The sequence below is a fragment of the Aequorivita marina genome, from assembly GCF_031631895.2.
Classification (GTDB): domain Bacteria; phylum Bacteroidota; class Bacteroidia; order Flavobacteriales; family Flavobacteriaceae; genus Aequorivita; species Aequorivita marina.
Genome location: NZ_JAVMBW020000001.1, coordinates 155964 through 181614 on the forward strand (window position 1 = coordinate 155964; position 25651 = coordinate 181614).

The 25651-nt window shown below is 39.5% G+C and carries 36 protein-coding genes; 2 read left to right on the forward strand and 34 right to left on the reverse strand.

Annotated elements, in window-relative coordinates; translation table 11 throughout:
* Positions 1 to 162 precede the first annotated feature (162 nt).
* From eno to rpsL, 34 genes are all read right to left on the reverse strand, one after another.
* Positions 163 to 1449, reverse strand: a complete 1287-nt coding sequence (gene eno / locus QPK98_RS00615; protein WP_310991078.1) for a phosphopyruvate hydratase — start codon at positions 1447 to 1449, stop codon at positions 163 to 165.
* An 89-nt stretch (positions 1450 to 1538) separates the two neighbouring features.
* Positions 1539 to 2660 carry a glutamine-hydrolyzing carbamoyl-phosphate synthase small subunit gene (gene carA, locus QPK98_RS00620; RefSeq protein ID WP_310991080.1) on the reverse strand — a complete coding sequence of 374 codons (1122 nt, stop codon included), beginning with the start codon at positions 2658 to 2660 and terminating at the stop codon, positions 1539 to 1541.
* 163 nt (positions 2661 to 2823) lie between these two features.
* The gene (gene rplQ, locus QPK98_RS00625) at positions 2824 to 3309 is read right to left on the reverse strand and encodes a 50S ribosomal protein L17 (protein WP_310991081.1); all 486 of its coding nucleotides are present in this window, start codon (positions 3307 to 3309) and stop codon (positions 2824 to 2826) included.
* 160 nt (positions 3310 to 3469) lie between these two features.
* A complete protein-coding gene (locus tag QPK98_RS00630) occupies positions 3470 to 4462 on the reverse strand; it encodes a DNA-directed RNA polymerase subunit alpha (RefSeq protein WP_310991082.1) in 993 nt (330 codons plus the stop codon).
* A 22-nt stretch (positions 4463 to 4484) separates the two neighbouring features.
* Entirely contained in the window at positions 4485 to 5090 is a 606-nt protein-coding gene (rpsD, locus tag QPK98_RS00635) for a 30S ribosomal protein S4 (protein ID WP_310991083.1), read from the reverse strand.
* Positions 5091 to 5226: 136 nt separating this feature from the next.
* Positions 5227 to 5628: a 30S ribosomal protein S11 gene (gene rpsK, locus QPK98_RS00640; RefSeq protein WP_310991084.1), complete on the reverse strand. Its 402-nt coding sequence runs from the start codon at positions 5626 to 5628 to the stop codon at positions 5227 to 5229.
* Between the two features lie 100 nt (positions 5629 to 5728).
* Entirely contained in the window at positions 5729 to 6103 is a 375-nt protein-coding gene (rpsM, locus tag QPK98_RS00645; RefSeq protein ID WP_310991085.1) for a 30S ribosomal protein S13, read from the reverse strand.
* Positions 6104 to 6106: 3 nt separating this feature from the next.
* Positions 6107 to 6223, reverse strand: coding sequence for a type B 50S ribosomal protein L36 (ykgO, locus tag QPK98_RS00650; protein WP_009779203.1), 117 nt, complete (start codon positions 6221 to 6223; stop codon positions 6107 to 6109).
* An 88-nt stretch (positions 6224 to 6311) separates the two neighbouring features.
* Positions 6312 to 6527 (reverse strand): translation initiation factor IF-1, encoded by a 216-nt coding sequence (gene infA / locus QPK98_RS00655; protein WP_139855390.1) that lies wholly within the window; start codon positions 6525 to 6527, stop codon positions 6312 to 6314.
* A gap of 89 nt (positions 6528 to 6616) precedes the next feature.
* On the reverse strand, positions 6617 to 7960 hold the full coding sequence (secY, locus tag QPK98_RS00660) for a preprotein translocase subunit SecY (protein WP_310991088.1): 1344 nt from the start codon (positions 7958 to 7960) through the stop codon (positions 6617 to 6619).
* A 12-nt stretch (positions 7961 to 7972) separates the two neighbouring features.
* On the reverse strand, positions 7973 to 8425 hold the full coding sequence (rplO, locus tag QPK98_RS00665) for a 50S ribosomal protein L15 (protein ID WP_310991089.1): 453 nt from the start codon (positions 8423 to 8425) through the stop codon (positions 7973 to 7975).
* A 13-nt stretch (positions 8426 to 8438) separates the two neighbouring features.
* Entirely contained in the window at positions 8439 to 8618 is a 180-nt protein-coding gene (gene rpmD / locus QPK98_RS00670; RefSeq protein ID WP_310991090.1) for a 50S ribosomal protein L30, read from the reverse strand.
* A gap of 11 nt (positions 8619 to 8629) precedes the next feature.
* Positions 8630 to 9154 (reverse strand): 30S ribosomal protein S5, encoded by a 525-nt coding sequence (gene rpsE / locus QPK98_RS00675; protein WP_310991091.1) that lies wholly within the window; start codon positions 9152 to 9154, stop codon positions 8630 to 8632.
* Between the two features lie 8 nt (positions 9155 to 9162).
* Positions 9163 to 9519, reverse strand: coding sequence for a 50S ribosomal protein L18 (gene rplR / locus QPK98_RS00680; RefSeq protein WP_310991092.1), 357 nt, complete (start codon positions 9517 to 9519; stop codon positions 9163 to 9165).
* A gap of 11 nt (positions 9520 to 9530) precedes the next feature.
* Complete coding sequence (gene rplF, locus QPK98_RS00685; RefSeq protein ID WP_310991093.1) at positions 9531 to 10073, reverse strand: 50S ribosomal protein L6; 543 nt, start codon at positions 10071 to 10073, stop codon at positions 9531 to 9533.
* Positions 10074 to 10088: 15 nt separating this feature from the next.
* A complete protein-coding gene (rpsH, locus tag QPK98_RS00690; protein WP_310991094.1) occupies positions 10089 to 10490 on the reverse strand; it encodes a 30S ribosomal protein S8 in 402 nt (133 codons plus the stop codon).
* Positions 10491 to 10580: 90 nt separating this feature from the next.
* Positions 10581 to 10850, reverse strand: a complete 270-nt coding sequence (gene rpsN / locus QPK98_RS00695) for a 30S ribosomal protein S14 (RefSeq protein ID WP_310991095.1) — start codon at positions 10848 to 10850, stop codon at positions 10581 to 10583.
* Positions 10851 to 10853: 3 nt separating this feature from the next.
* Complete coding sequence (rplE, locus tag QPK98_RS00700; RefSeq protein WP_310991096.1) at positions 10854 to 11405, reverse strand: 50S ribosomal protein L5; 552 nt, start codon at positions 11403 to 11405, stop codon at positions 10854 to 10856.
* A gap of 2 nt (positions 11406 to 11407) precedes the next feature.
* Entirely contained in the window at positions 11408 to 11722 is a 315-nt protein-coding gene (rplX, locus tag QPK98_RS00705; protein ID WP_310991097.1) for a 50S ribosomal protein L24, read from the reverse strand.
* A 13-nt stretch (positions 11723 to 11735) separates the two neighbouring features.
* A complete protein-coding gene (gene rplN, locus QPK98_RS00710; protein ID WP_310991098.1) occupies positions 11736 to 12104 on the reverse strand; it encodes a 50S ribosomal protein L14 in 369 nt (122 codons plus the stop codon).
* A gap of 2 nt (positions 12105 to 12106) precedes the next feature.
* On the reverse strand, positions 12107 to 12370 hold the full coding sequence (rpsQ, locus tag QPK98_RS00715) for a 30S ribosomal protein S17 (protein ID WP_310991100.1): 264 nt from the start codon (positions 12368 to 12370) through the stop codon (positions 12107 to 12109).
* 15 nt (positions 12371 to 12385) lie between these two features.
* Complete coding sequence (rpmC, locus tag QPK98_RS00720; RefSeq protein WP_310991101.1) at positions 12386 to 12577, reverse strand: 50S ribosomal protein L29; 192 nt, start codon at positions 12575 to 12577, stop codon at positions 12386 to 12388.
* A gap of 11 nt (positions 12578 to 12588) precedes the next feature.
* Entirely contained in the window at positions 12589 to 13008 is a 420-nt protein-coding gene (gene rplP, locus QPK98_RS00725; RefSeq protein ID WP_310991102.1) for a 50S ribosomal protein L16, read from the reverse strand.
* Positions 13009 to 13026: 18 nt separating this feature from the next.
* Positions 13027 to 13746, reverse strand: coding sequence for a 30S ribosomal protein S3 (gene rpsC, locus QPK98_RS00730; RefSeq protein WP_310991103.1), 720 nt, complete (start codon positions 13744 to 13746; stop codon positions 13027 to 13029).
* Positions 13747 to 13750: 4 nt separating this feature from the next.
* The gene (rplV, locus tag QPK98_RS00735) at positions 13751 to 14161 is read right to left on the reverse strand and encodes a 50S ribosomal protein L22 (RefSeq protein WP_310991104.1); all 411 of its coding nucleotides are present in this window, start codon (positions 14159 to 14161) and stop codon (positions 13751 to 13753) included.
* A gap of 3 nt (positions 14162 to 14164) precedes the next feature.
* Complete coding sequence (rpsS, locus tag QPK98_RS00740; RefSeq protein WP_310991105.1) at positions 14165 to 14446, reverse strand: 30S ribosomal protein S19; 282 nt, start codon at positions 14444 to 14446, stop codon at positions 14165 to 14167.
* 3 nt (positions 14447 to 14449) lie between these two features.
* Positions 14450 to 15274, reverse strand: coding sequence for a 50S ribosomal protein L2 (rplB, locus tag QPK98_RS00745; RefSeq protein ID WP_310991106.1), 825 nt, complete (start codon positions 15272 to 15274; stop codon positions 14450 to 14452).
* Between the two features lie 26 nt (positions 15275 to 15300).
* The gene (gene rplW / locus QPK98_RS00750; RefSeq protein ID WP_310991107.1) at positions 15301 to 15591 is read right to left on the reverse strand and encodes a 50S ribosomal protein L23; all 291 of its coding nucleotides are present in this window, start codon (positions 15589 to 15591) and stop codon (positions 15301 to 15303) included.
* A 7-nt stretch (positions 15592 to 15598) separates the two neighbouring features.
* A complete protein-coding gene (rplD, locus tag QPK98_RS00755; protein WP_310991108.1) occupies positions 15599 to 16228 on the reverse strand; it encodes a 50S ribosomal protein L4 in 630 nt (209 codons plus the stop codon).
* Positions 16228 to 16836, reverse strand: a complete 609-nt coding sequence (gene rplC, locus QPK98_RS00760; RefSeq protein WP_310991109.1) for a 50S ribosomal protein L3 — start codon at positions 16834 to 16836, stop codon at positions 16228 to 16230. Before rplC ends, rplD begins: the two co-directional genes overlap by 1 nt.
* Positions 16837 to 17106: 270 nt before the next feature.
* Positions 17107 to 17412, reverse strand: a complete 306-nt coding sequence (gene rpsJ / locus QPK98_RS00765; RefSeq protein ID WP_310991110.1) for a 30S ribosomal protein S10 — start codon at positions 17410 to 17412, stop codon at positions 17107 to 17109.
* An 11-nt stretch (positions 17413 to 17423) separates the two neighbouring features.
* A complete protein-coding gene (fusA, locus tag QPK98_RS00770; protein ID WP_310991111.1) occupies positions 17424 to 19553 on the reverse strand; it encodes an elongation factor G in 2130 nt (709 codons plus the stop codon).
* A gap of 3 nt (positions 19554 to 19556) precedes the next feature.
* Positions 19557 to 20033: a 30S ribosomal protein S7 gene (gene rpsG, locus QPK98_RS00775; RefSeq protein ID WP_310991113.1), complete on the reverse strand. Its 477-nt coding sequence runs from the start codon at positions 20031 to 20033 to the stop codon at positions 19557 to 19559.
* Between the two features lie 78 nt (positions 20034 to 20111).
* Positions 20112 to 20486, reverse strand: a complete 375-nt coding sequence (gene rpsL, locus QPK98_RS00780) for a 30S ribosomal protein S12 (RefSeq protein ID WP_073215344.1) — start codon at positions 20484 to 20486, stop codon at positions 20112 to 20114.
* A 275-nt stretch (positions 20487 to 20761) separates the two neighbouring features.
* Between rpsL and QPK98_RS00785 the strand changes: the two genes are divergently transcribed.
* Together QPK98_RS00785 and QPK98_RS00790 are read left to right on the forward strand one after the other, a co-directional pair.
* Complete coding sequence (locus QPK98_RS00785; RefSeq protein ID WP_310991114.1) at positions 20762 to 22459, forward strand: POTRA domain-containing protein; 1698 nt, start codon at positions 20762 to 20764, stop codon at positions 22457 to 22459.
* A 112-nt stretch (positions 22460 to 22571) separates the two neighbouring features.
* Entirely contained in the window at positions 22572 to 25634 is a 3063-nt protein-coding gene (locus QPK98_RS00790) for a SusC/RagA family TonB-linked outer membrane protein (protein ID WP_310991115.1), read from the forward strand.
* Positions 25635 to 25651: the final 17 nt, after the last annotated feature.

Here is a 25651-nt window from a genome sequence, read left to right on the forward strand (position 1 = left end):
TGTAATTATTCAGAAATGCTAAGTTACGAAATCTCAAGCGTTTTTTTTAACATTTCTAACTATTCTTAGGTTAAAAAAACCTTAAATCATGGGTGGTACCGCACATTTTTATCCTAAAAAGGGTTATCAGTTGCAGGTGCCTTCCAAATTTGGGACAATCACCTAGATTTTAAAGGCATTCTCTTGCGGAAAATAAGCAACATAGCCCAGTTCCTCCTCAATTCGGAGCAATTGGTTGTATTTTGCCATTCTATCACTTCGGGAAGCAGATCCTGTTTTTATCTGACCACAATTTAATGCCACCGCAAGATCTGCAATGGTGTAATCTTCGGTTTCTCCGCTTCGGTGCGACATTACAGACGTGTAGCCTGCATTATGCGCCATATTTACAGCGGCAATAGTTTCTGTCAAGGTTCCAATCTGATTCACTTTTATTAAAATTGAATTGGCTATGTTTTCAGTGATACCTTTTGAAAGTCTTTCAACATTGGTTACAAATAAATCATCACCCACCAACTGTACTTTATTGCCAATCTTTTGGGTTAAATAACTCCAGCCTTCCCAATCGTTTTCATCCATTCCGTCTTCAATTGAGATGATAGGGTATTTATCGCATAACTGAGCTAAATAATCAGCTTGCTCTCTCGAGGTACGAACTTTTCCTTTTTCACCTTCAAACTTTGTGTAATCGTACTTTTCATCTACATAAAACTCGGCCGCAGCACAATCTAAGGCTATCATTACATCATCGCCTAATTTGTAGCCTGCATTTTCAGTGGCTTTTGCGATAGTATCCAAAGCATCTTCGGTTCCGTTTAATGTAGGTGCAAAACCACCTTCGTCCCCTACAGCTGTACTCAAGTTACGTTCGTGTAATACTTTTTTAAGGTTGTGAAAAATTTCAGAACCCATTTGCATGGCGTGGGTAAAACTCTTTGCTTTTACAGGCATTACCATAAATTCCTGAAACGCAATAGGGGCATCACTATGCGAACCGCCATTTATAATATTCATCATTGGCACAGGCAGCGTTTTGGCACTCACACCACCTACGTAGCGATACAAAGGCATACCTAGCTCATTAGCAGCAGCTTTGGCAGCGGCCAAGGAAACACCCAGAATTGCATTGGCACCAAGTTTTGCCTTGTTTGGGGTGCCATCTAAGTCGATCATGGTTTTGTCAATGAGTTCCTGCTCAAAAACCGAAATACCCAAAAGCGTACCTGCAATTTTGCCTGTTACGTTTTCAACAGCATTTAAAACCCCTTTCCCCATATAGTCATTTCCGCCATCGCGAAGTTCTACAGCTTCGTGCTCTCCTGTTGAAGCACCTGAAGGAACGGCAGCACGGCCCATATAGCCACTTTCGGTAATTACGTCAACCTCTATAGTAGGATTCCCTCTGGAATCGAAAATTTGCCGGGCTTTAATGTCGATGATTATACTCATTAGATTGTTGTTTATTGTTATTAAATATTAAAAAAACCTGACGGGTTTTTCAACTTCGGCGGACGAGTGGAAACCTGTCAGGTTTAAATTTATACGGTTTGTAATTTATGCTTTTCGATGCTATCTATAAACTGGTCAAATAAATAAGAAGCATCATGCGGTCCCGGACTTGCTTCGGGGTGGTACTGCACCGAGAAAGCAGGTTTGTTTTTCATCCGGATTCCTGCGGCTGTTTGGTCGTTAAGATGTTCGTGGGTAATTTCGATATTAGAATTTGCCTCAGCTTCTTCCCTATTGATGGCAAAACCATGATTTTGAGAGGTAATTTCACCTTTTCCTGTAATTAGGTTCATAACGGGATGATTTATTCCGCGGTGGCCGTTGTGCATTTTAAAGGTAGAAATACCATTGGCCAATGCCAGCATTTGATGCCCCAAACAAATTCCGAACATTGGCAATTCTTTTTCCAATACAGTCTTTACCACTTCAGTGGCTTGGGTTAATGGTTCTGGATCGCCTGGGCCATTAGAAAAGAAGTAGCCATCTGGATTAAAAGCCTCCATTTCGGAAAAGTCAGTATCATACGGAAAAACCTTTATGTAGCAATCACGCTCAGCAAGCATACGCAAGATGTTTTTCTTAACGCCAAGGTCTAAGGCTGAAACTTTATATTTTGCATTTTCATTTCCTACGAAATAAGGCTGCTTGGTTGAAACTTTTGAAGCCAATTCAAGACCATCCATATTTGGGGTTGCCGCCAATTGTTTTTTTAGCCCATCAATATTATCAACTTCTGTAGATATTACAGCGTTCATAGCACCATTGTCTCGAATATAGTTAACCAAGGCACGAGTATCAACATCACTAATAGCGAGTAGGTTATTGTCGTTTAAAAACTGCTCTACCGAACCATCTGCAGCTTCGCGCGAATAGTGGTAACTGAAGTTTCGAACTACCAATCCTGCAATTTTAATTCCTTCAGATTCTACCTCCTCGTTATTAACGCCGTAATTACCAATATGGGTATTGGTAGCTACCATGATCTGGCCAAAATAGGAAGGGTCGGTAAATATTTCTTGATACCCGGTCATTCCCGTGTTAAAACAAACTTCGCCAAAGGCAGAGCCTTCTTTGTTGCCAACCGCTTTTCCGTGAAAAACAGTTCCGTCTGCCAGTAAAATAAGTGCTTTTTTTCGTGTTTGGTATTTCATAATTTGAAGGGTTTCAAGTTTCTGTTTTCTGGATGCAGGTTAAAAATATCATCCGTCATCGAGCAACTAGCTTTCTTTTGAAAATTCTTTGCAAAAATAGTATAAAAAAAAGGGATAAACGAAAACGCTTATCCCTTTGTTAATTAATGAATTTAAATTCATTTTATTCTTCTTCTTTCTTTGAAGTTGTTTCAGCTTTTTTAGGAGCAGCTTTTGAAGCACCAGAACCACTTCCACGACGACTTCTACGCGTAGATTTCTTCTTGGTAGCTTTGCCAGCATTGTAAAGCTCGTTGAAATCAACTAACTCTATCATCGCCATATCAGCATTATCACCCAATCGGTTCCCCAATTTAATGATACGAGTGTAACCCCCTGGACGATCGCCTACTTTTGGTGCTACTGTTCTAAAAAGTTCGGCTACTGCATCTTTTTGACGCAATTTTGCCATAACCAATCTACGGTTATGTGTAGTATCCTCTTTAGACTTTGTTACTAAAGGCTCAACAAACTGTCTTAAAGCTTTTGCTTTTGCAACAGTGGTGTTAATTCTTTTGTGTAGAATCAATGAACTTGCCATGTTGGCCATCATTGCATGTCTGTGGGAGGTTGTCCTACTTAATTGATTTAATTTTTTTCCGTGTCTCATGACATTTTTGATTTCATCATCTTGCTACCAAATCCGTTCTTCGGAGAGCAAATTATGATGGGTTAATAATAGATGTGAGATGTTAGACGTTAAACACGAGATAATAGACGTGAGATTTGAGAAACATCTTATGTCTCATGTCTATAGTCTCAAGTGTGTTCTAGTCTTTATCTAATTTATATTTTGCAAGATCCATCCCAAAGTCCAGGCCTTTTACACTCACTAGCTCTTCAAGCTCTGTAAGTGATTTTTTACCGAAGTTACGGAATTTCATCAAGTCGTTTTTGTTGTAAGATACTAGGTCGCCCAAGGTATCTACTTCTGCAGCTTTTAAACAGTTTAGCGCACGAACCGAAAGATCCATATCTACTAATTTAGTTTTAAGCAATTGACGCATATGAAGTGATTCTTCATCATAGGTTTCCGTCTGTGCAATTTCATCTGCCTCCAGTGTAATGCGCTCATCGCTAAACAACATAAAGTGGTGGATCAATGTTTTTGCAGCTTCGGTCAATGCATCTTTTGGATGAATAGAGCCGTCAGTTTGAATTTCAAAAACTAACTTTTCGTAATCTGTTTTCTGCTCTACACGGAAGTTTTCAATACTGTACTTCACATTTTTTATTGGGGTGTAGATAGAATCCGTAAAGATGGTGCCCAATGGAGCATTCGCCTTTTTGTTCTCTTCAGCAGGAACATAGCCGCGTCCTTTCTCAATCGTGATTTCAAGATTAAGGTTCACTTTTGGGTCCATGTTACAAAGAACCATTTCTGGATTCAATACTTGAAAACCTGAAATGAATTTTTGAAAATCACCTGCTTTTAACTGCTCGTTTCCAGAAACAGAAATTGTAACGGTTTCGTTATCGATATCGTCAATCTGTCTTTTGAAACGAACCTGCTTAAGGTTCAAAATAATTTCTGTAACATCTTCTACTATACCGGCGATGGTAGAAAATTCGTGATCCACGCCTTCGATACGAACCGAAGTAATGGCGAACCCTTCCAAAGAGGATAATAGTACACGTCTTAATGCGTTACCGATGGTAAGTCCGTAACCTGGTTCCAAAGGGCGAAATTCAAACTTCCCTTCGAAATCGGTAGAATCTACCATTATAACTTTATCAGGCTTCTGAAAACTAAATACTGCCATAATTGACTTTCTGTGTTTTTAATTATTTAGAATATAATTCAACGATTAGCTGCTCGTTAATGCTCTCTGGAATCTGGATACGCTCCGGAATAGAAACAAAAGTTCCTTCTTTCTTTTCGCCGTTCCAAGTAATCCACTCGTAAACATGACTTGCATTTGCCAAAGAATCGTTGATTGCGCTAAGCGACTTTGATTTCTCTCTAACACCAACTACGTCGCCAGCTTTTAACTGGTATGACGGAATGTTAACTTTTTCGCCGTTAACGGTAATGTGACGGTGCGAAACCAATTGTCTGGCACCAGAGCGGCTTGGAGAGATTCCCATTCTATAGACAACGTTGTCTAGACGAGACTCACACATTTGTAGCAATACCTGCCCTGTAATTCCAGGAGCTGCGTTTGCGTTTTTAAACATGTTTCTAAATTGACGCTCCAAAATACCATAAGTGTATTTTGTTTTTTGCTTTTCCATTAACTGGATTGCGTATTCAGATTTTTTACCGCGACGGCGTGTGTTACCGTGTTGCCCCGGTGGGTAATTTCTTTTTTCGAAAGATTTGTCGTCTCCGAAGATTGCTTCGCCGAACTTACGGGCGATTTTAGTTTTTGGACCAGTATATCTTGCCATTTCTAATTTAAGGTTTTGAAGAAAAACTAAATTAAGGTCTTACGTTAATCCTTTAGTTTTTAAATTCTTCAGATTGATACTTATTATTGTTTATTGGTTTGTATGAATAAAATGCCCAAACAAGTTGGGCATATCATTATACTCTTCTTCTTTTTGGAGGACGGCATCCGTTGTGAGGCATTGGTGTAACATCGATAATTTCGGTTACTTCAATTCCTGAATTGTGGATAGAACGTATTGCAGATTCTCTACCATTACCTGGCCCCTTAACGTAAACTTTTACTTTACGAAGACCAGCGTCATGTGCGATTTTTGCACAATCTTCTGATGCTAATTGAGCTGCGTAAGGTGTGTTTTTCTTTGAACCTCTAAAACCCATTTTACCGGCTGAGGACCAAGAGATAACATCTCCATTTTTATTGGTCAAGGAAACGATAATGTTGTTGAAAGATGCTGTAATGTGAGCTTCACCTACAGATTCAACATTAACCTTACGTTTTTTGACTGCTTTTGTAGTTTTTTGACTTGTCTTTGCCATAACTTCTAGTGATTTAGGTTGTAGTGGGTAATTGGTAGTTAGTATGTATCGCTAAAATTAATTAGCTCAAAAAAAACTACAGGTTAACCGCTATCAACTGTTATTTAGTCGCTTTTTTCTTGTTAGCAACAGTTTTACGTTTTCCTTTTCTAGTACGCGAGTTATTCTTAGTACGTTGTCCTCTTAAAGGAAGACCCGATCTGTGACGAATACCTCTGTAACAACCAATGTCCATTAAGCGTTTAATGCTTATTTGAACTTCACTACGTAATTCACCTTCGATTTTGAACGATCCAACAGCCTCACGAATAGCACCGATTTCTTCATCGTTCCATTCACTTACTTTTTTACCTTCGTCAACTCCGGCTTTGTCCAATATATTTTGGGCACGGCTTTTACCGATTCCAAAGATATACGTTAACGCGATTACACCCCTTTTGTGCTTCGGGATATCTACACCTGCGATTCTTGCCATAACTTATCCTTGTCTTTGTTTGAACTTTGGGTTCTTTTTATTAATTACATATAATCTGCCTTTCCTGCGAACAATCTTGCAGTCGGCACTTCTCTTCTTTACGGATGCTCTTACTTTCATCTCTCTTAATTTAATTTTCGAATAAAGAACACTTAAAATAAATGATCTTTACAGGTAATTGTTATTGAGCCAAAAAGACTCATTGATTTTAGTATCTATAGGTTATTCTTGCCTTCGTTAAATCGTACGGACTCATTTCCAGCTTAACTTTATCACCTGGCAACAACTTAATGTAGTGCATACGCATTTTACCAGAAATGTGAGCGGTTACAATGTGACCGTTTTCCAGTTCAACACGGAACATTGCGTTTGATAGTGCTTCCACTATACTTCCATCTTGTTCTATTGCATTTTGTTTTGCCATTCTATAATTTATCTTTAATTATTCGTGAATTAGATTTATAAATTTTTGCAAAAGTACTAATTCTTATTTAATATCCACTATAATTTTAGTTAAGCTACTGCTTTTCTGTTTTTTCCGCTTTTCATCAACCCGTCATAATGACGATTCAATAAGTAGGAATTAACTTGTTGCATAGTATCTATAGCCACACCTACCATAATTAGTAACGACGTACCACCGTAGAATAATGCCCACCCCTGTTGGATGCCCATCAACTTAACTACGAAGGCTGGGAAAACCGCGATCAAAGCCAAGAATACAGAACCAGGTAATGTAATTTGAGACATAATTCGGTCTAAATAATCGGCAGTCTCCGATCCAGGTTTAATACCGGGAATAAAACCACCGCTTCGTTTTAGGTCGTCGGCCATTTTGTTTGTCGGTACTGTAATTGCCGTATAGAAATAAGTGAATATTATAATCAATACTGCAAATACCACGTTATACCAAAATCCGAAGATATCGCTAAACGTAGCTTGAATACCTTGCGCAAAGGCACTGTCTGATACACTTGCTACTGCAGCGGGTACAAACATGATTGCCTGGGCAAAGATAATTGGCATTACCCCAGAGGCATTCAGCTTAAGAGGAATAAATTGTCTAGCTCCAAAAATATTCTTCTCGAAACCACCGCTTGCCGATCTTCTAGCGTATTGCACTGGTATTTTGCGAACAGCCATTACCAACATAATCGACAATAGAATAATCACAAACCAGATAACCAATTCTATAAGAATCATTATCAAGCCACCGTTTGATTCCATAACCCTTGAAACAAATTCTTGGGCAAATGATTGTGGCATACGCGCAATAATACCTACCATAATAAGTATGGAGATACCGTTACCAATACCTTTATCGGTAATTTTCTCACCCAACCACATTGCGAAGATAGTTCCTGTTACCAAAATAATTACTGAGGAAACATAGAACATAACGCTTTGTCCCATTACAAAAGCCTCTGTAGGCACACCCATTGCAGGCAATCCAGCAAGATAACTTGGCGCTTGTACCAAACAAATACCAATGGTTAACCAACGGGTAATTTGATTGATTTTTTTACGTCCACTTTCTCCTTCTTTCTGTAATTTCTGAAGGTAAGGAACTGCAATCTGCATCAATTGAACAACAATAGACGCCGAGATATAGGGCATAATACCCAATGCAAAAACAGAAGCGTTGGCAAAAGCCCCTCCTGTAAATGCGTTCAGCAATCCACCAATTCCTCCTGCATCAAACTTGCCGGCAAAGGAAGCTAGCATATCGGCATCAATTCCGGGTAGCACAACTTGCGCTCCAAAACGATACACCAATAACATTCCTAATGTAAGCAAGATGCGATTACGCAGTTCTTCTATTCTCCAAACATTTTTTAAGGTCTCGATAAATTTCATCCTAGGCTGTTGTTACAATGTTACTACTTCACCACCGGCAGCTTCAATAGCTTCTTTTGCCGAGGCAGTAAACTTGTGTGCAGATACTTTTAGTTTTGCCTTTATCTCTCCTCTTCCTAAAATCTTAACCATTTCATTTTTTCCAGCAAGACCTAAACCAACTAAGGTTTCAAAGTCAACGGCATCATTTATTTTCTTGTCGTCAACCAATTGTTGTAAGGTATCAATATTGATTCCCTTATACTCCTTACGGTTGATGTTTGTAAAGCCAAACTTAGGAACACGACGTTGTAGGGGCATTTGTCCACCTTCAAATCCAAGTTTCTTGGAATATCCTGAACGCGATTTTGCGCCTTTATGTCCTCGGGTGGCAGTGCCACCTTTACCGGTACCTTGTCCGCGACCTACTCGCTTGCCTTTGTTTTTCGCCGATCCTGCGGCGGGTTGTAAGTTACTTAAATCCATTTTTCGTATTTCCTTAGATAGTTTCTACTGAAACTAAGTGATTAACTTTTTTGATCATACCAAGAATGTTTGGCGTATCTTCATGCTCCACAATTTGGTTCATTTTATGAAGACCAAGCGCTTCCATGGTTTTCTTTTGGTCATCTGGGCGATTAATAACGCTCCTAACCTTTTTTACTTTAATTTTTGCCATCGCTTTGCTATTTATCCTTTGAATACTTTTTCAAGTGAAATTCCACGTTGGTCTGCAATTGTTTGTGCGCTTCGCATTTGCAAAAGGGCATCAAAAGTTGCTTTAACAACGTTATGCGGGTTAGAAGATCCTTGTGATTTTGACAATACATCGTGCACTCCCAAAGACTCTAATACCGCACGTACAGGCCCACCTGCAATTACCCCTGTACCGGGTGCAGCTGGTAAAAGGTTAACACGGGCTCCGCCATATTTTCCTTTTTGCTCATGTGGAAGCGTTACTTTGTTAAGTGGAATGCGAACCAAGTTTTTCTTGGCATCTTCAATAGCCTTTGCAATTGCGCTGGCAACATCTTTAGATTTACCAAGCCCTTGGCCTACCACACCTTTCTCGTCTCCTACAACTACGATAGCTGAAAATCCGAAGGCGCGACCACCCTTGGTCACCTTGGTTACACGTTGTACACCTACCAATCGGTCTTTTAAGTCAAGGCCTCCTGGTTTTACTAATTCTACGTTTTTATAATCTTGATACATAATTTTACTTAGAATTTAAGGCCACCTTCGCGTGCACCTTCAGCTAATGATTTTACTCTTCCATGGTATAGGTAACCGCCTCTATCAAAAGCAATGGCTTCAACACCTGCTTTAGTCGCTTTTTCAGCGATAGCTTTTCCTACCATTTTTGCAGCTTCAATTTTATTTACTTTTGAAGCGTCAATGTCTTTATCTCTTGAAGATGCAGCGGTAATGGTTTTTCCATCTACATCGTCAATTATCTGAGCGTATATTTCTTTATTGCTTCTGAAAACAGCTAACCGTGGACGACTTTCCGTTCCCGAAACAGTTTTTCTAATTCTCATGCGCAAACGCGCTCTTTTTTCGTATTTTGATAATGCCATAACTCTATTTGTTATGCAGATTTACCTGCTTTTCTTCTTAATTGCTCACCTACAAACTTGATACCTTTTCCTTTGTAAGGCTCTGGAGTACGGAAGCTGCGAATTTTTGCGGCTACCTGCCCAACCAATTGTTTGTCGTGCGAAGTTAGTTTTACGATTGGGTTTTTACCTTTTTCAGATATGGTTTCCACTTTAACTTCTGGCGCGATGTCCAAAATAATATTGTGTGAAAATCCTAAGGCTAAATCCAATTTTTGTCCTTGGTTGCTTGCGCGGTAACCCACACCAACCAATTCTAGTTGTTTAGTCCATCCGTTGCTTACACCTTCAACCATATTGTTGATTAATGCTCTATATAGACCGTGTCTTGCAACATGATCTTTAGATTCTGAAGGGCGCTCTAAGATTACGCTTCCATCTTCCATTTTCGCGGTTATATCAGTAAATTCCTGAGACAACTCGCCTAATTTTCCTTTTACGGTAATTACGTTGTCTTTTAGATCAACTGTAACTCCTTCTGGGATTACTACCGGGCTTTTACCTATTCTTGACATTTCTTTGTCTATTTATTAGTAAACGTAACATAATACCTCTCCTCCTACTTTCTGCGCTTTGGCTTGTTGCCCAGTCATTACTCCTGATGAAGTAGAAACTATAGCAATACCCAATCCGTTTAAGATACGGGGCAGTTCTGTAGAACCGGCATATTTACGTAAACCTGGTTTACTAATTCGTTGAATTTTTTTGATTGTGGGCTCTTTGGTAAGCTTGTCATATTTTAATGCAATCTTGATGATACCCTGTGCAGTACTTTCGTCATCAAACTTATAGCTCAAAATGTAACCCTGATCAAAAAGGATTTTTGTAATCTCCTTTTTAAGATTTGAAGCTGGAATCTCTACGACGCGATGTCCGGCTTTTGCAGCATTTCTAACGCGAGTTAGATAATCTGAAATTGGATCTAAATTCATTTATTGATAATTTCGGAAGTGGTTTTCGCCCGTCTCTCGGAACAAACCTACAACCAGTTTATATTTGTGTTTTTGAACATACAAATGTTCTTACCAAGATGCTTTTCTAACCCCTGGAATAAGGCCTTGGTTGGCCAACTCACGAAAAGTAACTCGTGAAACTCCGAAGGTTCTCATGTACCCTCTTGGTCTTCCTGTAATTTTACAACGGTTGTGCAAACGTACAGGTGAGGCATCTTTTGGTAACTTTTGTAAGCCTTCCCAATCTCCAGCTTCTTTTAAAGCTTTGCGCTTGGCCGCATACTTAAGTACCGTTTTTTGTCTCTTAACCTCGCGGGCTTTCATTGATTCTTTAGCCATCTGTTAATTCTTTTTAAAGGGTAATCCCAATTCGTTCAATAATGATTTCGCTTCTTTATCGGTCTCTGCTGAAGTAACAAACGTAATGTTCATTCCTTCAATTTTCTTCACTTTATCGATATCGATTTCAGGAAAGATAATTTGTTCAGTAATTCCCAAAGAGTAATTCCCTCTTCCGTCAAAACCGGTTGCTTTTATCCCGTTAAAGTCACGTACCCTAGGCAATGCTGAAGTTACCAACCTGTCTAAAAATTCATACATGCGCTCTCCTCGTAACGTAACCTTAACACCAATTGGCATTCCTTTACGCAATTTAAAGTTTGCAACATCCTTTTTAGAATTTGTTGGAACCGCTTTTTGCCCGGTTATCTTAGTAAGCTCATCAACAGAATAGTCAATAAGCTTTTTGTCTGCTACTGCCGCACCCACTCCGCGGGAAACAACAATACGCTTCAATTTTGGTACTTGCATGACGTTTGTGTAACCAAATTCGTCAGTAAGTGAAGTCATCACTTTGCTTTTGTACTCTTCTTTAAGTCTTGGTATATATGCCATAACTATATTGCTTGATTCGATTGTTTTGAAAACCGCACTTTTTTACCATCTTCCATTCTATAACCTACACGGGTTGCTTTTCCAGATTTTGGATCTATTAAAGCTAGGTTTGAAATATGGATTGGAGATTCTTTTTTCGCAATTCCACCTTGTGGATTATTTGCGCTTGGTTTCTCGTGTTTTGAAACCATGTTTACTCCTTCTACGATTGCTTTGTTTTTGTCAAGGAATATTTTCATCACCTTACCTTCAGAACCTTTGTGGGCTCCGGCAGTAACAACTACTGTATCTCCTGATTTTATTTTAAGCTTTGTCATCTTAGTTTTCATATTAAAGCACCTCTGGCGCCAATGATACTATTTTCATAAATTGTCTGTCGCGAAGCTCTCTTGCTACCGGTCCAAAAACACGCGTTCCTCTCATTTCGCCCTGTGGCCCTAAAAGCACACATGCGTTATCATCGAAACGGATATAAGATCCGTCAGGTCTTCTAATTTCCTTAACGGTACGTACTACCACAGCAGTAGATACAGCTCCTTTTTTAATACTTCCGTTAGGTGTTGCTTCTTTAACAGAAACTACAATTTTATCCCCTATAGAAGCATACCTCCTTTTGGTTCCGCCCAATACGCGAATGCAATGTACTTCCCTTGCTCCGGTATTATCTGCGACTCTGAGTCTTGATTCTTGTTGTAACATAATTACTTCGCTCTTTCAATTATTTCTACTAATCTCCAACATTTGGTTTTACTCAAAGGACGTGTTTCCATAATCCTTACTGTATCGCCTTCGTTGCAGTTATTGGTCTCGTCGTGCGCAACGTATTTTTTCGTTTTAGACACGAACTTTCCGTACATAGGGTGTTTTAATTTTTTCACCTCTGCAACTACAATAGACTTGTCCATCTTGTTGCTGGTTACTACCCCTATACGATCTTTTCTTAAGTTTCTTTTAATTTCTTCCATCTTTCAGCTGTACAATTATTGCACTTCTCTATTAGTTAGTTCGGTCGCTATTCTTGCTATCACCCTTTTCTGGGTTCTAAGTTGAATTGGATTCTCCAATGGTGAAATGGTATGAGCCATTTTAAGGTCGGTGTAGGCTTGTCTTGATTCAGCAATTGCTTCCTGAAGTTCTGCCGTTGACGCTTCTTTAATTTCTGATTGTTTCATGTTTCAAAAAATTATGCTTGGAAATCCCGAGACATTACAAATTTAGTTTTAACGGGAAGCTTTTGTGCTGCAAGGCGCAATGCTTCTTTAGCTGTTTCAACAGGAACACCAGATATTTCAAAAAGTATTCTTCCTGGCTTAACAACAGCCGCGTAATATTCTACAGCACCTTTACCTTTACCCATACGTACTTCAAGGGGTTTTTTGGTAATTGGCTTATCTGGAAATATCATGATCCAGATTGAACCCTCTCTTTTCATAAAACGAGTAGCAGCAATACGCGCAGCTTCTATCTGTCTAGCTGTAAGAAATTCAGATTCCAACGATTTAATACCAAAGGTTCCGTATGATAGTTGCGTACCACGACCGGCAGCGCCCTTCATACGCCCTTTTTGATGTTTACGGTATTTTGTTCTTTTCGGTTGTAACATTTTCTTCTATTTAAAAAATTACTTTCTACGGCGTGCTTTGTTGCCACCGCGCGAACCTTTACCACCACCTTTTTTGCCGGTTGATAAACCAACTAGTGGGGAAAGCTCCCTCTTTCCATATACTTCGCCTTTCATAATCCATACTTTAACACCCAATCTACCATAGGTAGTGTGTGCCTCAACTAAAGCGTAGTCAATATCGGCTCTAAAAGTTGATAATGGGATACGACCTTCTTTGTACGCTTCTGAACGCGCCATTTCAGCTCCATTCAAACGCCCTGAGATTTGTATCTTAATTCCCTCAGCATTCATTCGCATTGTTGCCGCGATAGCCATTTTAATAGCACGACGGTACGAAATACGACTTTCAATTTGGCGTGCAATGCTCGCAGCAACCAAATATGAGTCTAGCTCGGGTCTTTTGATCTCATGAATATTGATCTGTACCTCTTTATCTGTAATTTTCTTAAGCTCTTCTTTTAGCTTGTCTACTTCCTGACCACCTTTACCGATGATAATACCGGGACGGGCAGTGGTTATAGTAACGGTTACAAGCTTAAGCGTACGCTCAATAATTACTCTACTCACACTAGCCTTACTTAAACGAGCGTGGATATACTTCCTGATCTTGTCGTCTTCGGCTAGTTTATCGCCGTAGTCGTTGCCTCCGTACCAGTTGGATTCCCATCCTTTAATAATACCTAGGCGATTTCCGATTGGATTTGTCTTCTGTCCCATTTAATTAATTGCTTTGTGTGTTATCGTTAGCTGCCAATACCATTGTTACATGGTTGGAGCGTTTTCTAATTCTATGTGCACGACCTTGTGGGGCTGGACGTAGTCTTTTCAACATTGTACCACCATCCACTCGGATTTCCTTAATAAAAAGATCTGCATCTTCAATTGAGGCTTCTTCATTTTTTTGTTGCCAGTTGTTGATGGCAGACAATAGAAGCGTCTCCAACTTGCGGGAAGCTTCTTTTGAACTAAATCTCAAAATATTAAGTGCTTTATCTACTTTCTCACCACGCACCAAATCTGCCATTAAACGCATTTTTCTTGGTGAAGTGGGGCAATTGTTCAGCTTAGCTAAGTAAGTAGTTTTCTTAGCTTCCTTGATTGCTTCTGCTCTTTCTCTTTTACGAACTCCCATGGCCTATATTTTTTTACCTTTATTTTTAGCACCTGTATGACCACGGAATGATCTTGTAGGTGAAAATTCTCCTAGTTTATGCCCCACCATGTTTTCCGTTACATACACCGGTACAAATTGACGCCCGTTGTGCACAGCGATGGTTTGGCCAACAAAATCTGGAGTAATCATAGAAGCACGTGACCAAGTTTTGATTACAGTCTTCTTATTATCCGCAACATTTTGTTGAACTTTTCTGTCTAGTTTAAAATGAACGTACGGTCCTTTTTTTAACGATCTTGCCATAACTTATTTCTTTCTACGTTCTAAGATATATTTATTACTTGCTTTGGTTCTGGTACGGGTTCTATAACCTTTTGCAGGTATCCCATTTCTAGAACGTGGGTGCCCACCAGATGCGCGGCCTTCACCACCACCCATTGGGTGATCTACTGGGTTCATCACCACTGGTCTTGTTCGTGGACGTCTGCCCAACCATCTAGTTCTACCAGCTTTACCAGACACCATTAATTGGTGATCATGGTTAGATACAGCCCCAATAGTAGCCATACAGTTAGCCAACACCAATCTAGTTTCACCAGACGGCAATTTAATTGTGGCATACTTTCCTTCACGAGCCATAAGCTGTGCGAAAGCACCTGCGCTTCTAGCCATAATAGCCCCTTGTCCAGGACGTAGCTCGATGCATGATATAACGGTACCTAATGGGATTGCCGAGAGCGGCATAGCGTTTCCAATTTCAGTGGCTACACTTTCACCAGAAACGATGTTTTGACCTACTTGTAGTCCGCTTTGTGCAATTACATATCGCTTTTCACCATCTTGATAGTTTAAAAGCGCAATAAAAGCTGTGCGGTTTGGATCGTACTGAATACTTGCAACAGTAGCAGGAACTCCTGCTTTGTCGCGTTTAAAATCGATAACTCGATATCTTCTTTTATGACCACCACCTTTGTAGCGCATGGTCATTTTTCCTTGACTGTTTCTACCACCAGATTTTTTAATCGGAGCAAGTAAAGACTTCTCCGGCTTATCGGTTGTAATGGCGTCAAAACCATTAACAACCCTAAAACGCTGACCTGGGGTGATTGGTTTTAATTTTCTTACTGACATTTGTGTCTAATTAGATCTAAGTTTCCTTAGATGTTACTGTAAAAATCTATTGTATCACCTTCCGCCACCTGTACGATTGCTTTTTTGTAAGCATTCGTTTTACCAGTTTGGACACCTGTTTTTGTATAACGGGTCTTCCTATCAGGGCGGACATTCATTGTGCGAACTTTTTCAACAGAAACTCCGTAAGCAGCCTCAACCGCTTTCTTGATTTCTACCTTGTTCGCCTGTGGGTTCACTACAAAACCAAAAACGTTATTGTCTTCAGCATCTTTAGTAGCTTTTTCCGTAATTATAGGTTTAATTAAGATGTTCATCTTGCTTCTATTTACTTAAGTTTGTTTCAATTCCTTCCAAAGAACCTTCAAACAGCACGACGCTGTTTGCATTCATAATTTTATAAGTACTTAATGCTGAGTGTGTTACAACCTCGGTACTTTTCAAATTGCGAGAGGACAAATATACATTATTATTTAAGTCTCCCAATACAAATAAAGATTTTTTATCATCTAGCCCTAAACTCTTTAGAACCGATGTAAAATTCTTTGTTTTTGGAGCATCAAAATCTAGTTCCTCCATCACGAAGATCGCTTTCTCATTTGCCTTCATAGATAAGGCAGATTTACGAGCTAGACGCTTCATGTTTTTGTTCAGTTTAAAGGAGTAGTCTCTTGGACGTGGCCCAAACATTCTACCTCCCCCTTTAAAGATACCAGACTTAATACTACCCGCACGAGCAGTACCAGTTCCTTTTTGCTTCTTTATTTTTCTAGTAGAACCAGAGATTTCAGCACGTTCTTTAGATTTGTGAGTACCTTGTCTTTGATTGGCAAGATATTGTTTCACATCAAGATAAACCGCGTGGTTGTTAGGCTCTATTCCGAACACCTCTGCAGAAAGTTCAACTTTTCTACCGGTGTCTTTTCCGTTTATGTCTAATACAGCTACCTTCATTATTTCTCGATCGTTACATAAGCGTTTTTATGGCCAGGAATTGCTCCTTTTACCACAAGTAGATTCTTTTCAGGAACTACTTTTAAAACTCTTAAATTATCAATTTTTACTCTTTCATTGCCCATTTGGCCAGCCATACGCATTCCTTTAAAAACTCTTGCAGGATATGACGCCGCACCTACAGACCCAGGAGCCCTAAGCATACTTTGCTGACCGTGGGTTCTTTCTGAACCTCTAAAGCCATGGCGCTTAACAACCCCCTGAAAGCCTTTACCTTTAGATGTACCCGCAATATCTACGAATTCACCCTCTTGAAAATGCTCCACAGTAATCGTGTCGCCTAATTTGTAATCTTCTTCAAATTTCTTGAATTCGGCGACTTTGCGTTTTGCAACGGTTCCTGCTTTTTTAGCATGCCCTTCGGCAGCCTTAGTAACAGTCTTCTTGTCATCGAAACCAAGTTGAAGAGCTTTGTACCCGTCAACCTCTACGGTTCTGACTTGGGTAACAACACAGGGCCCTGCCTCAATAACGGTACACGGAATATTCTTTCCGTTCTCGTCAAAGATGCTGGTCATCCCTATCTTCCTTCCAATTAACCCAGACATATTTAATTATTTATTGATTATTAATATTACTTATTTGAAATGCGATAAAACGCTATTTTCCTTTTTGTTCGGTACGGACAGCTCGCGAGCTGTCCCTACGGTAAACACTTTCAAAAACAAACGGGATCAAAATAACTTCGATCCCGAATATTACTTTGTTTACCGTTTTTCCTCCGCATACAAGCTCGGGACATGTTTACTCCCTGCGCAAGCAAGGATCTCTTTGGTGGTTTTTGAAAACCGATATAGAGATTACCGCCTTCGCGGTAATTATACCTTAATCTCCACCTCTACACCACTTGGCAACTCTAACTTCATTAGAGCGTCAATTGTTTTTGAAGAAGAACTGTAGATATCCAAAAGACGCTTATACGAACTTAATTGGAATTGCTCTCTACTCTTCTTGTTAACGTGTGGTGAACGTAATACTGTAAAAATTTTCTTATGTGTTGGCAAAGGGATTGGACCTGTAACAACAGCACCAGTATTCTTTACGGTCTTAACGATCTTTTCAGCAGATTTGTCCACTAAATTGTGATCGTAAGATTTTAATTTGATTCTTATTTTTTGACTCATTGCTGAAATTATTAAACGTTAGCGGTTCCTTTTGCTGCTGCTATAACTTCTTCAGAAATATTTGAAGGAGTTTGAGCATAATGCGAGAATTCCATAGTTGAAGTTGCACGACCAGATGACAACGTTCTCAATGTGGTTACGTAACCAAACATTTCAGAAAGTGGCACTTCTGCCTTAACAACTTTTGCTCCTGCGCGGTCACTCATACTACTAATGGTACCACGGCGACGGTTAAGGTCACCTACAATATCACCCATATTCTCTTCAGGTGTAAGCACCTCAAGTTTCATAACCGGCTCAAGAATTACAGCTCCAGCTTTTTTGGCAACTTCTTTAAAACCAATTTTAGCAGCCAATTCAAAAGATAACGCATCTGAATCCACAGGGTGGAAAGACCCATCTTTTAATGTAACCTTCATACTGTCAACCTCAAAACCTGCAAGCGGCCCATTGACCATTGCTTGTTTAAAGCCTTTTTCAACAGCAGGGATAAATTCCTTTGGCACGTTACCCCCTTTAATTTTATTTTCGAACTCCAAACCAATTTTTCCTTCTTCGGCAGGTTCAAGGGTAAACACAATATCAGCAAATTTACCACGACCACCAGATTGTTTTTTATAAACCTCTCTGTGATCTGCAACTTTAGTAACAGCTTCCTTATACTCAACCTGCGGCTGACCTTGACTCACCTCTACTTTAAATTCGCGACGCAAACGGTCAACAAGAACATCAAGGTGAAGCTCACCCATTCCAGAAATAATTGTTTGTCCAGAAGCTTCGTCTGTACGCACTTGGAATGTAGGATCTTCTTCGGCAAGTTTAGACAATGCCATACCTAGTTTATCAACATCGGCCTTTGTTTTTGGCTCAACTGCAACCCCAATTACTGGATCTGGAAAGTCCATACTCTCCAAAATAATAGGATGCTTTTCAGCAGTTAGCGTATCACCAGTTTTAATATCCTTAAAACCAACGCCAGCTCCAATATCTCCTGCTTCAATAAAATCAATTGCATTCTGCTTGTTCGCATGCATTTGATAAATACGAGAAATACGTTCTTTATTACCAGTACGGTTGTTAAGAACATAAGATCCTGCATCTAAATGACCAGAATAGGTACGGAAAAAAGCTAAACGCCCTACGAAAGGATCAGTAGCAATTTTAAATGCGAGTGCCGCAAAAGGCTCCTCTACACTTGGCTTACGCAATTCTTCTTCTTCAGTTACAGGATTCATTCCCATAATACCTTCTTTATCCATAGGAGAAGGCAGGTAACGGCAAACAGCATCAATTAAGAACTGAACACCTTTATTTTTAAAGGAAGACCCACATACCATTGGGATGATACTCATATCCATTACGGCAGCACGAAGCGCAGCATGCACTTCATCTTCCGTGATAGACTCTTCGTCCTCCATAAATTTCTCAAGTAGGTTTTCGTCATAACCAGCTACCTCTTCAATAAGGTGGGCACGGTGCTCACGAACCTCTTCTTTCATTTCCTCAGGAATTGACACTACATCAAAAGTAGATCCAAACGAATCGTCATGCCAAACAATAGCACGGTTCTTCACTAAGTCAACAATACCTTTAAAATCCGCTTCTTCACCCAAAGGCAAGACGATTGGCACTGCATTAGACCCTAACATATCTTTTACTTGTTGGCAAACGCCCAAGAAGTCAGATCCGTTACGGTCCATTTTGTTTACGAAACCAATACGTGGCACCTTGTAGTTATCTGCAAGTCTCCAGTTGGTTTCAGATTGTGGCTCAACACCATCAACCGCACTAAATAAAAACACCAAACCATCAAGAACACGTAGCGAACGGTTTACCTCTACGGTAAAATCAACGTGGCCGGGAGTGTCAATGATGTTAAAGTGATAATCTTTTGTTTCTGGTAATGGCTGGGCGTTTTCCATTGGAAATTTCCAAGTACAAGTAGTAGCCGCAGAGGTAATTGTAATACCGCGCTCCTGCTCTTGCTCCATCCAGTCCATTGTGGCAGAACCATCGTGGGTCTCGCCCAACTTATGATTTACCCCAGTGTAAAATAGTATACGTTCTGTTGTTGTCGTTTTACCGGCGTCAATATGCGCGGCAATTCCGATGTTTCTTGTGTATTTTAAATCTCTTCCCATTGTTTAGAATCTGAAATGTGAGAATGCTTTATTTGCTTCTGCCATTTTATGAGTATCCATACGCTTTTTAACGGCACCGCCTTCCTCCTTTGCAGCAGCAAGAACTTCAGCAGCTAGTTTTGAAGCCATGGATTTCTCGTTTCTTTTTCTTGAAAATGCAATCAACCACTTCATTGCAGTAGCAATTTTGCGGTCTGGACGTATTTGCATAGGAATTTGGAAGGTTGCCCCACCAACTCTACGACTACGCACCTCTACGTGAGGCATAACGTTAGAAAGCGCTTCTTTCCAAAGCTCTAACGAAGTTTTTTCATCGTCTTGTTTCTTTTCTTCTACAATATCCATTGCATCATAGAATACTTTGAAAGCCACACTCTTTTTTCCATCCCACATCATGTTGTTTACAAAACGCGTAACCAACTGGTCGTTAAACCTTGGATCTGGTAAAAGAGGTCTTTTTTTGGCCTGTTTTTTTCTCATTTCTTTGTTGTTTGTTGTTAATTGCTAATTGTTAACCGGATTACACCGTTAGCACCTAAGCATTAACCGTTTTCATTCTTACTTTTTTGGGCGTTTTGCTCCGTACTTAGATCTACGTTGCGTGCGGCCTGCAACACCTGCGGTGTCTAATGCTCCACGAACAATGTGATACCTAACTCCTGGCAAATCTTTTACCCTTCCACCTCTAACCAATACTATCGAGTGCTCTTGGAGATTGTGACCTTCGCCTGGTATGTATGCGTTTACTTCCTTACCATTGGTAAGCCTAACCCTTGCTACTTTACGCATAGCTGAGTTTGGCTTCTTAGGTGTAGTAGTATATACACGCGTACAAACACCACGACGCTGCGGGCACGAATCCAAAGCAACCGATTTACTCTTCTTGGTTATTCTGGTCCTTCCTTTACGTACTAATTGTGAAATTGTTGGCATAAATATGTATTATTACTGTTTAAAAATAAAACACCCCTATTTTTAGGGGATGCAAATGTAGAGTTTTTTTCTTATTAATCAAACCTTACTCAATTAATTTTCAGCATACTTTAAATTATTTATGCTTTTAAATATGAAATCGAAACTCCAAACGTTAGTTTTGAAGAACCTAAAGACAAACTGACAAATTAATAGTATTTAATAAAACATCCCAAAGCAAAGGCATAATAACCATAGAATACCAAACTCCGTTTTCCTAACGCTACATCAAAAATTTGAACAAGACCAATTCCTTTTTTTTACTCCTTAATATATATAGCTGTTTTTTCTTCGGAATAAATGCGCAGGAAATTGAATTAACCCTAAAAGCCGAAAAGCATATCTCGCAAGCCCTAAAAGATTCGCTGCAAATGCAAACCAGTTTTACCGATTTGACTTCCTTAAAAAAAGAAACAGACACGGTTTACATGAAGTTTCAAAGAATGGGATTTATAGAAAGCGAGCTTTTAGCAATCAAAAAAGAAAATGACAGCAGCTACGCAGCAAGGTTTTTCCTTGGAAGAAAGCAAAACTATATTAAGGTATATTACTCCCAAGCAGATTTCAGCAAAAAAGATCTACAGCGTATTGCTTCAGAAATTACCGACGACTACTTTATTCTTCGTTTTGAAACCATCCCCGCTTCCTTAAAAAAATTAACCGCCATTCGCAATAGAAAAGGAAATGCTTTCGCACGCTTAAAACTTACCAACTTTGAAAAAAACAGCGATGACAATTTATCGGCAAGCCTAAAAGTTAAAAACAGAGATACCAGAACGATTGACTCTATAATTGTAAAAGGTTATGAGAAGTTTCCACAGGCATTTATAAAACATTATGCTGGCGTACGCACCAAAAAAGTTTTTAACAAGGAAAAACTAATCCAACAAAATGAAAATCTAAATAGCTTGGGTTTTGTTTCATCCATTAAACCGCCCGAGGCACTTTTCAGAAAAGATTCCACAATGGTATATTTTTATCTAGAAAAGCAAAACAACAACCTTTTTGACGGCATACTTGGTTTCGCCACCGATGAGGAAACCCAAAAATTAAAATTTAACGGGTACCTAAACCTAGAACTTAACAACAACTTAAATTATGGCGAACAACTACTGCTCAACTATAAAGCAGATGGCGAGGAACAAGTTAATTTTCGGGCAAAAGTAAAATTACCTTATTTATTCAAAACACCTTTTGGGCTAAGCGGCGAACTGAAGATTTTTAAAAGAGACAGCTCCTTTGTAACCTCAGAACAAGAATTGCGCACAACCTATCAAATAAATCCAAAATCTACAACTTACATTGGCTACCGAAGCAACAACTCGAGTAATTTACTAGATGAAGCCATTGCTGGAACACCTATTATAGATTTTAAATCGAAATACCTTATTGCTGGCGCCACCTACCTTAAAGCACAGAACAGAATAAACTTTCCCATAAAAACCCTACTCGCCTTTGACGGCGGTATTGGATCCCGAGAACAGGAAGGCAGCACAGACAGCCAGATTAGACTAGAAGCACGCGCAAGCAATATTTTCAATTTAAACTACAAGAACTCAATTTTTGTTCAAAGCATTACCGGCGCCCTGCTTAGCAATAGTTATCTGGTAAACGAATTGTTTCGCTTTGGTGGCATAAACAGCATCCGTGGGTTTAATGAAAACAGCATTGACGCATCGCTTTACTCCCTAATAAATACCGAATATCGTTATTTGTTCAATGAGGAAGTGTATATACATAGCATTATAGATGTAGCATACTTTGAGAACAAAACCTTAGATTTAAAACAGCAGCTTTACAGTTTCGGAATTGGGCTCGGGCTCCGCACCAAAGCTGGCTTATTCAAGTTTAATATTGCCAATGGAAACTCAGAAGATCAAAATTTTGATTTTTCAAATACAAAAATCCATATCAGCCTAACTTCTAAGTTTTAGATCAAAAAGCCCTCGCCGTCCCAAACTAATCCTAAAAATTGGGAGCAAATACTTGTGTAATTAACTTTTTATTAGGATTTTTGCCGTTGGCTAATTCAAATAATTTATAAAAATGAGAACAAAGTTTAGTGGATTTTTAACGCTACTTCTAGCGTTAGTTGTGCAACTTACCTTCGCACAGCAGAAAACTATTACAGGTACGGTGACAGACGACACAGGTCTGCCATTGCCTGGTGCAAACGTTATAATTAAAAGCACTAGTACTGGAACACAGTCAGATTTTGATGGTCTATACTCCATCGCTGTTAATCCAGGACAAACGCTTACCTTTAGTTATGTAGGTTTTGACACCAAGGAGGTTAAAGTAGGAGCCCAAAACACTATTGATGTAACTTTAAATCCTGGTTCTTCACTGGACGAGGTTGTGGTTACAGGCTACTCTACTAGAGGTCAAACAGTTCAGACTTCGGCAGTAGTAACAATTTCAGCTCAAGAGCTGAGTGCAATGGCACCTACCACAAGTATTGACAACATGCTACAAGGTAAAGCAGCTGGGGTTCAGGTAACTGCGGCAAACGGAAAACCTGGTCAAGGGGCTTTCGTTCGTGTTCGTGGGGTTGGATCTTTAACAGCTGGAGCAGCGTCTCCGCTTTATTTAGTAGATGGCGCTCCTATTAGAGAGCAAGATCTTTCTACTATCCCTAATGAGGATATTGAAAGCATTTCGATTCTTAAGGATGCGGCTACAACTGCACAATACGGATCTCGTGGTTCTAACGGGGTAGTTATTATTACTACCAAGAGCGGTACTAGAAACAAAGATGCTTCTATCCGTTTTAGCTCACGTTATGGTGTTGTTTCAAGAATTGATGAAAACTTCACAATGATGGACGCGCAGCAAAAAATGCAGTTTGAATCAGAATTGTATGCTTTAGGTGTATCTGCTGGTGCAGGTCTTCCTGGGGTACAAACTCAACCTGGTTCTCCTGAGCGTCAATTTCTTTTAGACCATGAAACTGATTGGGGAGACCTTATCCAAAAGGATGGTATTCTTCAAAACAACAGTGTTTCTTTCTCTGGTGGAGCTGAAAAAGTAGATTATTACTTTTCTGTATCACATGACCGTAACACTGGTATATTAGACAAAATTGACGGATTTGAGCGTTTAGGATCAAGGTTAAACCTTAATCTTGAAGCTAAAGAATGGTTAAACATTGGCGTAAACGTAGGTTACTCTAGATCAACAAGTGATGAGCCTAGAGATAGATTTAACGCACAAAACCCATTCTTCGTAGTTTACGCTGCAAACCCATACGAAACAGAATTTGAATTGGATGAATTTGGAGATCCTGTCTTAGATGAAAACGGAGATCCAATCTACAACCTTGGTGCTGTAGATTACCCAATTAGACAAGCGCTTGTTGACGAGCCTCAGTCTTATACAGACAACACTACTTTGGCCAGTGTAAACGCCGAGGTGCTATTTAACAAAAACTGGAGCTATGAGTTCCAAACTTCTGTTAACTGGCAATCGCGTCGTACTGAGTACTACATTAAGCCAGGATCTTACCTTGCACAAGTAGCAGCTGGACTTACAGGTGGTAACAAAAGAGACACTCAAACACACCGTTTGGATTTTACCATAAGCAATAGACTTAACTACAACCTGTCTTCTAACGATCATAACTTAAACGTTTTAGGTCTATACGAATTCAACTTTAACGAGTATAACCGTATATTGGCAGAATCTGGTGATTTCCCTTCACCATTGTTGAGTACACAAACAAATGCTTCTGAACTACGTAATGCCTTAAGTAACAGAAACCGTTTAACATTAGTTTCTTATGGTATGTTTGCAGATTACAACTATGACGAACGCTACTACGTTTCAGGTTCTGTACGTCGTGATGGATCTTCAAACTTTGGTAAAGATGTTCAATGGGGTACATTCTACAGTGGTAGTGTTGCCTGGAATATCGCAAACGAATCGTTTTTCGATGTTGACTTTGTAGATGATCTTAAATTAAGAGGATCTTATGGTTCAGTAGGTAACCGTGCAGGTCTTGGAAGATACCAAGCTTTGGGTACTGTACAATTTGGTTCTTACCCAGGTGGTTCAAGTACACTTCCAGACCAAGTAGCTAACCCAGAATTAAGTTGGGAAACTACTACCACTACAAACGTAGGTGTAGAGTTTAACGCTTTTCAAAACAGACTTCGTTTAGTAAGTGACTATTTCATCAGAGAAACGACTGATTTGTTATTCCCATTAAGAAAGTCTTACGAATCTGGTGCTGGCGTAATTGTTAGTAACATTGGTGATATTGAAAACAAAGGTCTTGAAATTTCATTACAAGGTGATATTTTCAGAACTCCAGACTTCAAATGGACACTTGGAGGAAACATTGTTTTCTTAGACAGTAAGATTGTTAGCTTGCCAAACGGCGATCCAATTGATGCAGATGGTACATTTGGTATTCGTTGGGAAGAAGGAAGAAAGATTAACGAACACTTCTTAGTACGTTACGCAGGAGTAGATCCAGCAACTGGTAGAGGTTTATTCTACGGTGGCGATGGTGAAACATATTTTGCCGATGAGCTTCCAGAAGATATGGAAAATAGAGTTTTCCAAGGAAAATCTACAATTGCCGATAAAGAAGGTGGATTCTTTACCAACATAACCTATAAAGGTTTCGGACTTCGTACAGACTTTGTATTTAAAGCAGGAAACTGGATTAGCAACACGGTAAAAGCACGTACTACTTTTGACGGTGCTGACTTAAACCACAATAAAAGTGTTGATGCATTTAACTACTGGCAACAACCAGGAGATACTGATGTAGCTCCTAGCCCATTGTTTGCAGTAGCTGACAGAGGTGCTTATTACGACTCTGACAGATGGTTAGAAAAAGGTGATTATATTCGTTTAAGAAACGTTACCTTATCGTACACGTTCCCAAATAGCACACTTGAAGACACTTTCTTCTCATCACTTAGAATTTATGTACAAGGTCAAAACCTATTGACTTTCTCAGACTTCTGGGGTGATCCTGAGGTAGGTATTTCATCAGGCGAGACAATTTCATTCTCGAATACTGTAGCTCCTGGGGAAGCAACCTTATATAGTTATCCAAACACAAAGTCTTTCCAAATGGGTATTGACGTTAGTTTCTAATTGAAAAAATAAAGACA

What these genes read in the sequence shown, in the direction of transcription:
- rpmD (WP_310991090.1), bottom strand. Translation starts at nt 8,618, where the DNA reads ATGGCAAAAATTAAAGTAAAAAAGGTTAGGAGCGTTATTAATCGCCCA.
- rplN (WP_310991098.1), bottom strand. Translation starts at nt 12,104, where the DNA reads ATGTTACAACAAGAATCAAGACTCAGAGTCGCAGATAATACCGGAGCA.
- rpsD (WP_310991083.1), bottom strand. Translation starts at nt 5,090, where the DNA reads ATGGCAAGATATACTGGTCCAAAAACTAAAATCGCCCGTAAGTTCGGC.
- ykgO (WP_009779203.1), bottom strand. Translation starts at nt 6,223, where the DNA reads ATGAAAGTAAGAGCATCCGTAAAGAAGAGAAGTGCCGACTGCAAGATT.
- QPK98_RS00790 (WP_310991115.1), top strand. Translation starts at nt 22,572, where the DNA reads ATGAGAACAAAGTTTAGTGGATTTTTAACGCTACTTCTAGCGTTAGTT.
- rplP (WP_310991102.1), bottom strand. Translation starts at nt 13,008, where the DNA reads ATGTTACAACCGAAAAGAACAAAATACCGTAAACATCAAAAAGGGCGT.
- rpsJ (WP_310991110.1), bottom strand. Translation starts at nt 17,412, where the DNA reads ATGAGTCAAAAAATAAGAATCAAATTAAAATCTTACGATCACAATTTA.
- rplO (WP_310991089.1), bottom strand. Translation starts at nt 8,425, where the DNA reads ATGGATTTAAGTAACTTACAACCCGCCGCAGGATCGGCGAAAAACAAA.
- infA (WP_139855390.1), bottom strand. Translation starts at nt 6,527, where the DNA reads ATGGCAAAACAAAATGCAATAGAACAAGATGGAAGTATAGTGGAAGCA.
- rplR (WP_310991092.1), bottom strand. Translation starts at nt 9,519, where the DNA reads ATGGCATTATCAAAATACGAAAAAAGAGCGCGTTTGCGCATGAGAATT.
- rplX (WP_310991097.1), bottom strand. Translation starts at nt 11,722, where the DNA reads ATGACAAAGCTTAAAATAAAATCAGGAGATACAGTAGTTGTTACTGCC.
- rplV (WP_310991104.1), bottom strand. Translation starts at nt 14,161, where the DNA reads ATGGGAGTTCGTAAAAGAGAAAGAGCAGAAGCAATCAAGGAAGCTAAG.
- rplD (WP_310991108.1), bottom strand. Translation starts at nt 16,228, where the DNA reads ATGAAGGTAGCTGTATTAGACATAAACGGAAAAGACACCGGTAGAAAA.
- rplB (WP_310991106.1), bottom strand. Translation starts at nt 15,274, where the DNA reads ATGTCAGTAAGAAAATTAAAACCAATCACCCCAGGTCAGCGTTTTAGG.
- rpsQ (WP_310991100.1), bottom strand. Translation starts at nt 12,370, where the DNA reads ATGGAAGAAATTAAAAGAAACTTAAGAAAAGATCGTATAGGGGTAGTA.
- rpsK (WP_310991084.1), bottom strand. Translation starts at nt 5,628, where the DNA reads ATGGCAAAGACAAGTCAAAAAACTACAAAAGCAGTCAAAAAACGTAAG.
- rpsC (WP_310991103.1), bottom strand. Translation starts at nt 13,746, where the DNA reads ATGGGACAGAAGACAAATCCAATCGGAAATCGCCTAGGTATTATTAAA.
- rplC (WP_310991109.1), bottom strand. Translation starts at nt 16,836, where the DNA reads ATGTCTGGGTTAATTGGAAGGAAGATAGGGATGACCAGCATCTTTGAC.
- rpmC (WP_310991101.1), bottom strand. Translation starts at nt 12,577, where the DNA reads ATGAAACAATCAGAAATTAAAGAAGCGTCAACGGCAGAACTTCAGGAA.
- rpsL (WP_073215344.1), bottom strand. Translation starts at nt 20,486, where the DNA reads ATGCCAACAATTTCACAATTAGTACGTAAAGGAAGGACCAGAATAACC.
- fusA (WP_310991111.1), bottom strand. Translation starts at nt 19,553, where the DNA reads ATGGGAAGAGATTTAAAATACACAAGAAACATCGGAATTGCCGCGCAT.
- secY (WP_310991088.1), bottom strand. Translation starts at nt 7,960, where the DNA reads ATGAAATTTATCGAGACCTTAAAAAATGTTTGGAGAATAGAAGAACTG.
- rpsH (WP_310991094.1), bottom strand. Translation starts at nt 10,490, where the DNA reads ATGAATTTAGATCCAATTTCAGATTATCTAACTCGCGTTAGAAATGCT.
- rplF (WP_310991093.1), bottom strand. Translation starts at nt 10,073, where the DNA reads ATGTCAAGAATAGGTAAAAGCCCGGTAGTAATCCCAGAAGGAGTTACA.
- QPK98_RS00630 (WP_310991082.1), bottom strand. Translation starts at nt 4,462, where the DNA reads ATGGCAGTATTTAGTTTTCAGAAGCCTGATAAAGTTATAATGGTAGAT.
- rpsN (WP_310991095.1), bottom strand. Translation starts at nt 10,850, where the DNA reads ATGGCTAAAGAATCAATGAAAGCCCGCGAGGTTAAGAGACAAAAAACG.
- rpsG (WP_310991113.1), bottom strand. Translation starts at nt 20,033, where the DNA reads ATGAGAAAAAAACAGGCCAAAAAAAGACCTCTTTTACCAGATCCAAGG.
- rpsM (WP_310991085.1), bottom strand. Translation starts at nt 6,103, where the DNA reads ATGGCAAGAATCGCAGGTGTAGATATCCCGAAGCACAAAAGGGGTGTA.
- rpsE (WP_310991091.1), bottom strand. Translation starts at nt 9,154, where the DNA reads ATGTATCAAGATTATAAAAACGTAGAATTAGTAAAACCAGGAGGCCTT.
- rplW (WP_310991107.1), bottom strand. Translation starts at nt 15,591, where the DNA reads ATGAACATCTTAATTAAACCTATAATTACGGAAAAAGCTACTAAAGAT.
- rpsS (WP_310991105.1), bottom strand. Translation starts at nt 14,446, where the DNA reads ATGGCAAGATCGTTAAAAAAAGGACCGTACGTTCATTTTAAACTAGAC.
- eno (WP_310991078.1), bottom strand. Translation starts at nt 1,449, where the DNA reads ATGAGTATAATCATCGACATTAAAGCCCGGCAAATTTTCGATTCCAGA.
- rplQ (WP_310991081.1), bottom strand. Translation starts at nt 3,309, where the DNA reads ATGAGACACGGAAAAAAATTAAATCAATTAAGTAGGACAACCTCCCAC.
- rplE (WP_310991096.1), bottom strand. Translation starts at nt 11,405, where the DNA reads ATGGCATATATACCAAGACTTAAAGAAGAGTACAAAAGCAAAGTGATG.
- carA (WP_310991080.1), bottom strand. Translation starts at nt 2,660, where the DNA reads ATGAAATACCAAACACGAAAAAAAGCACTTATTTTACTGGCAGACGGA.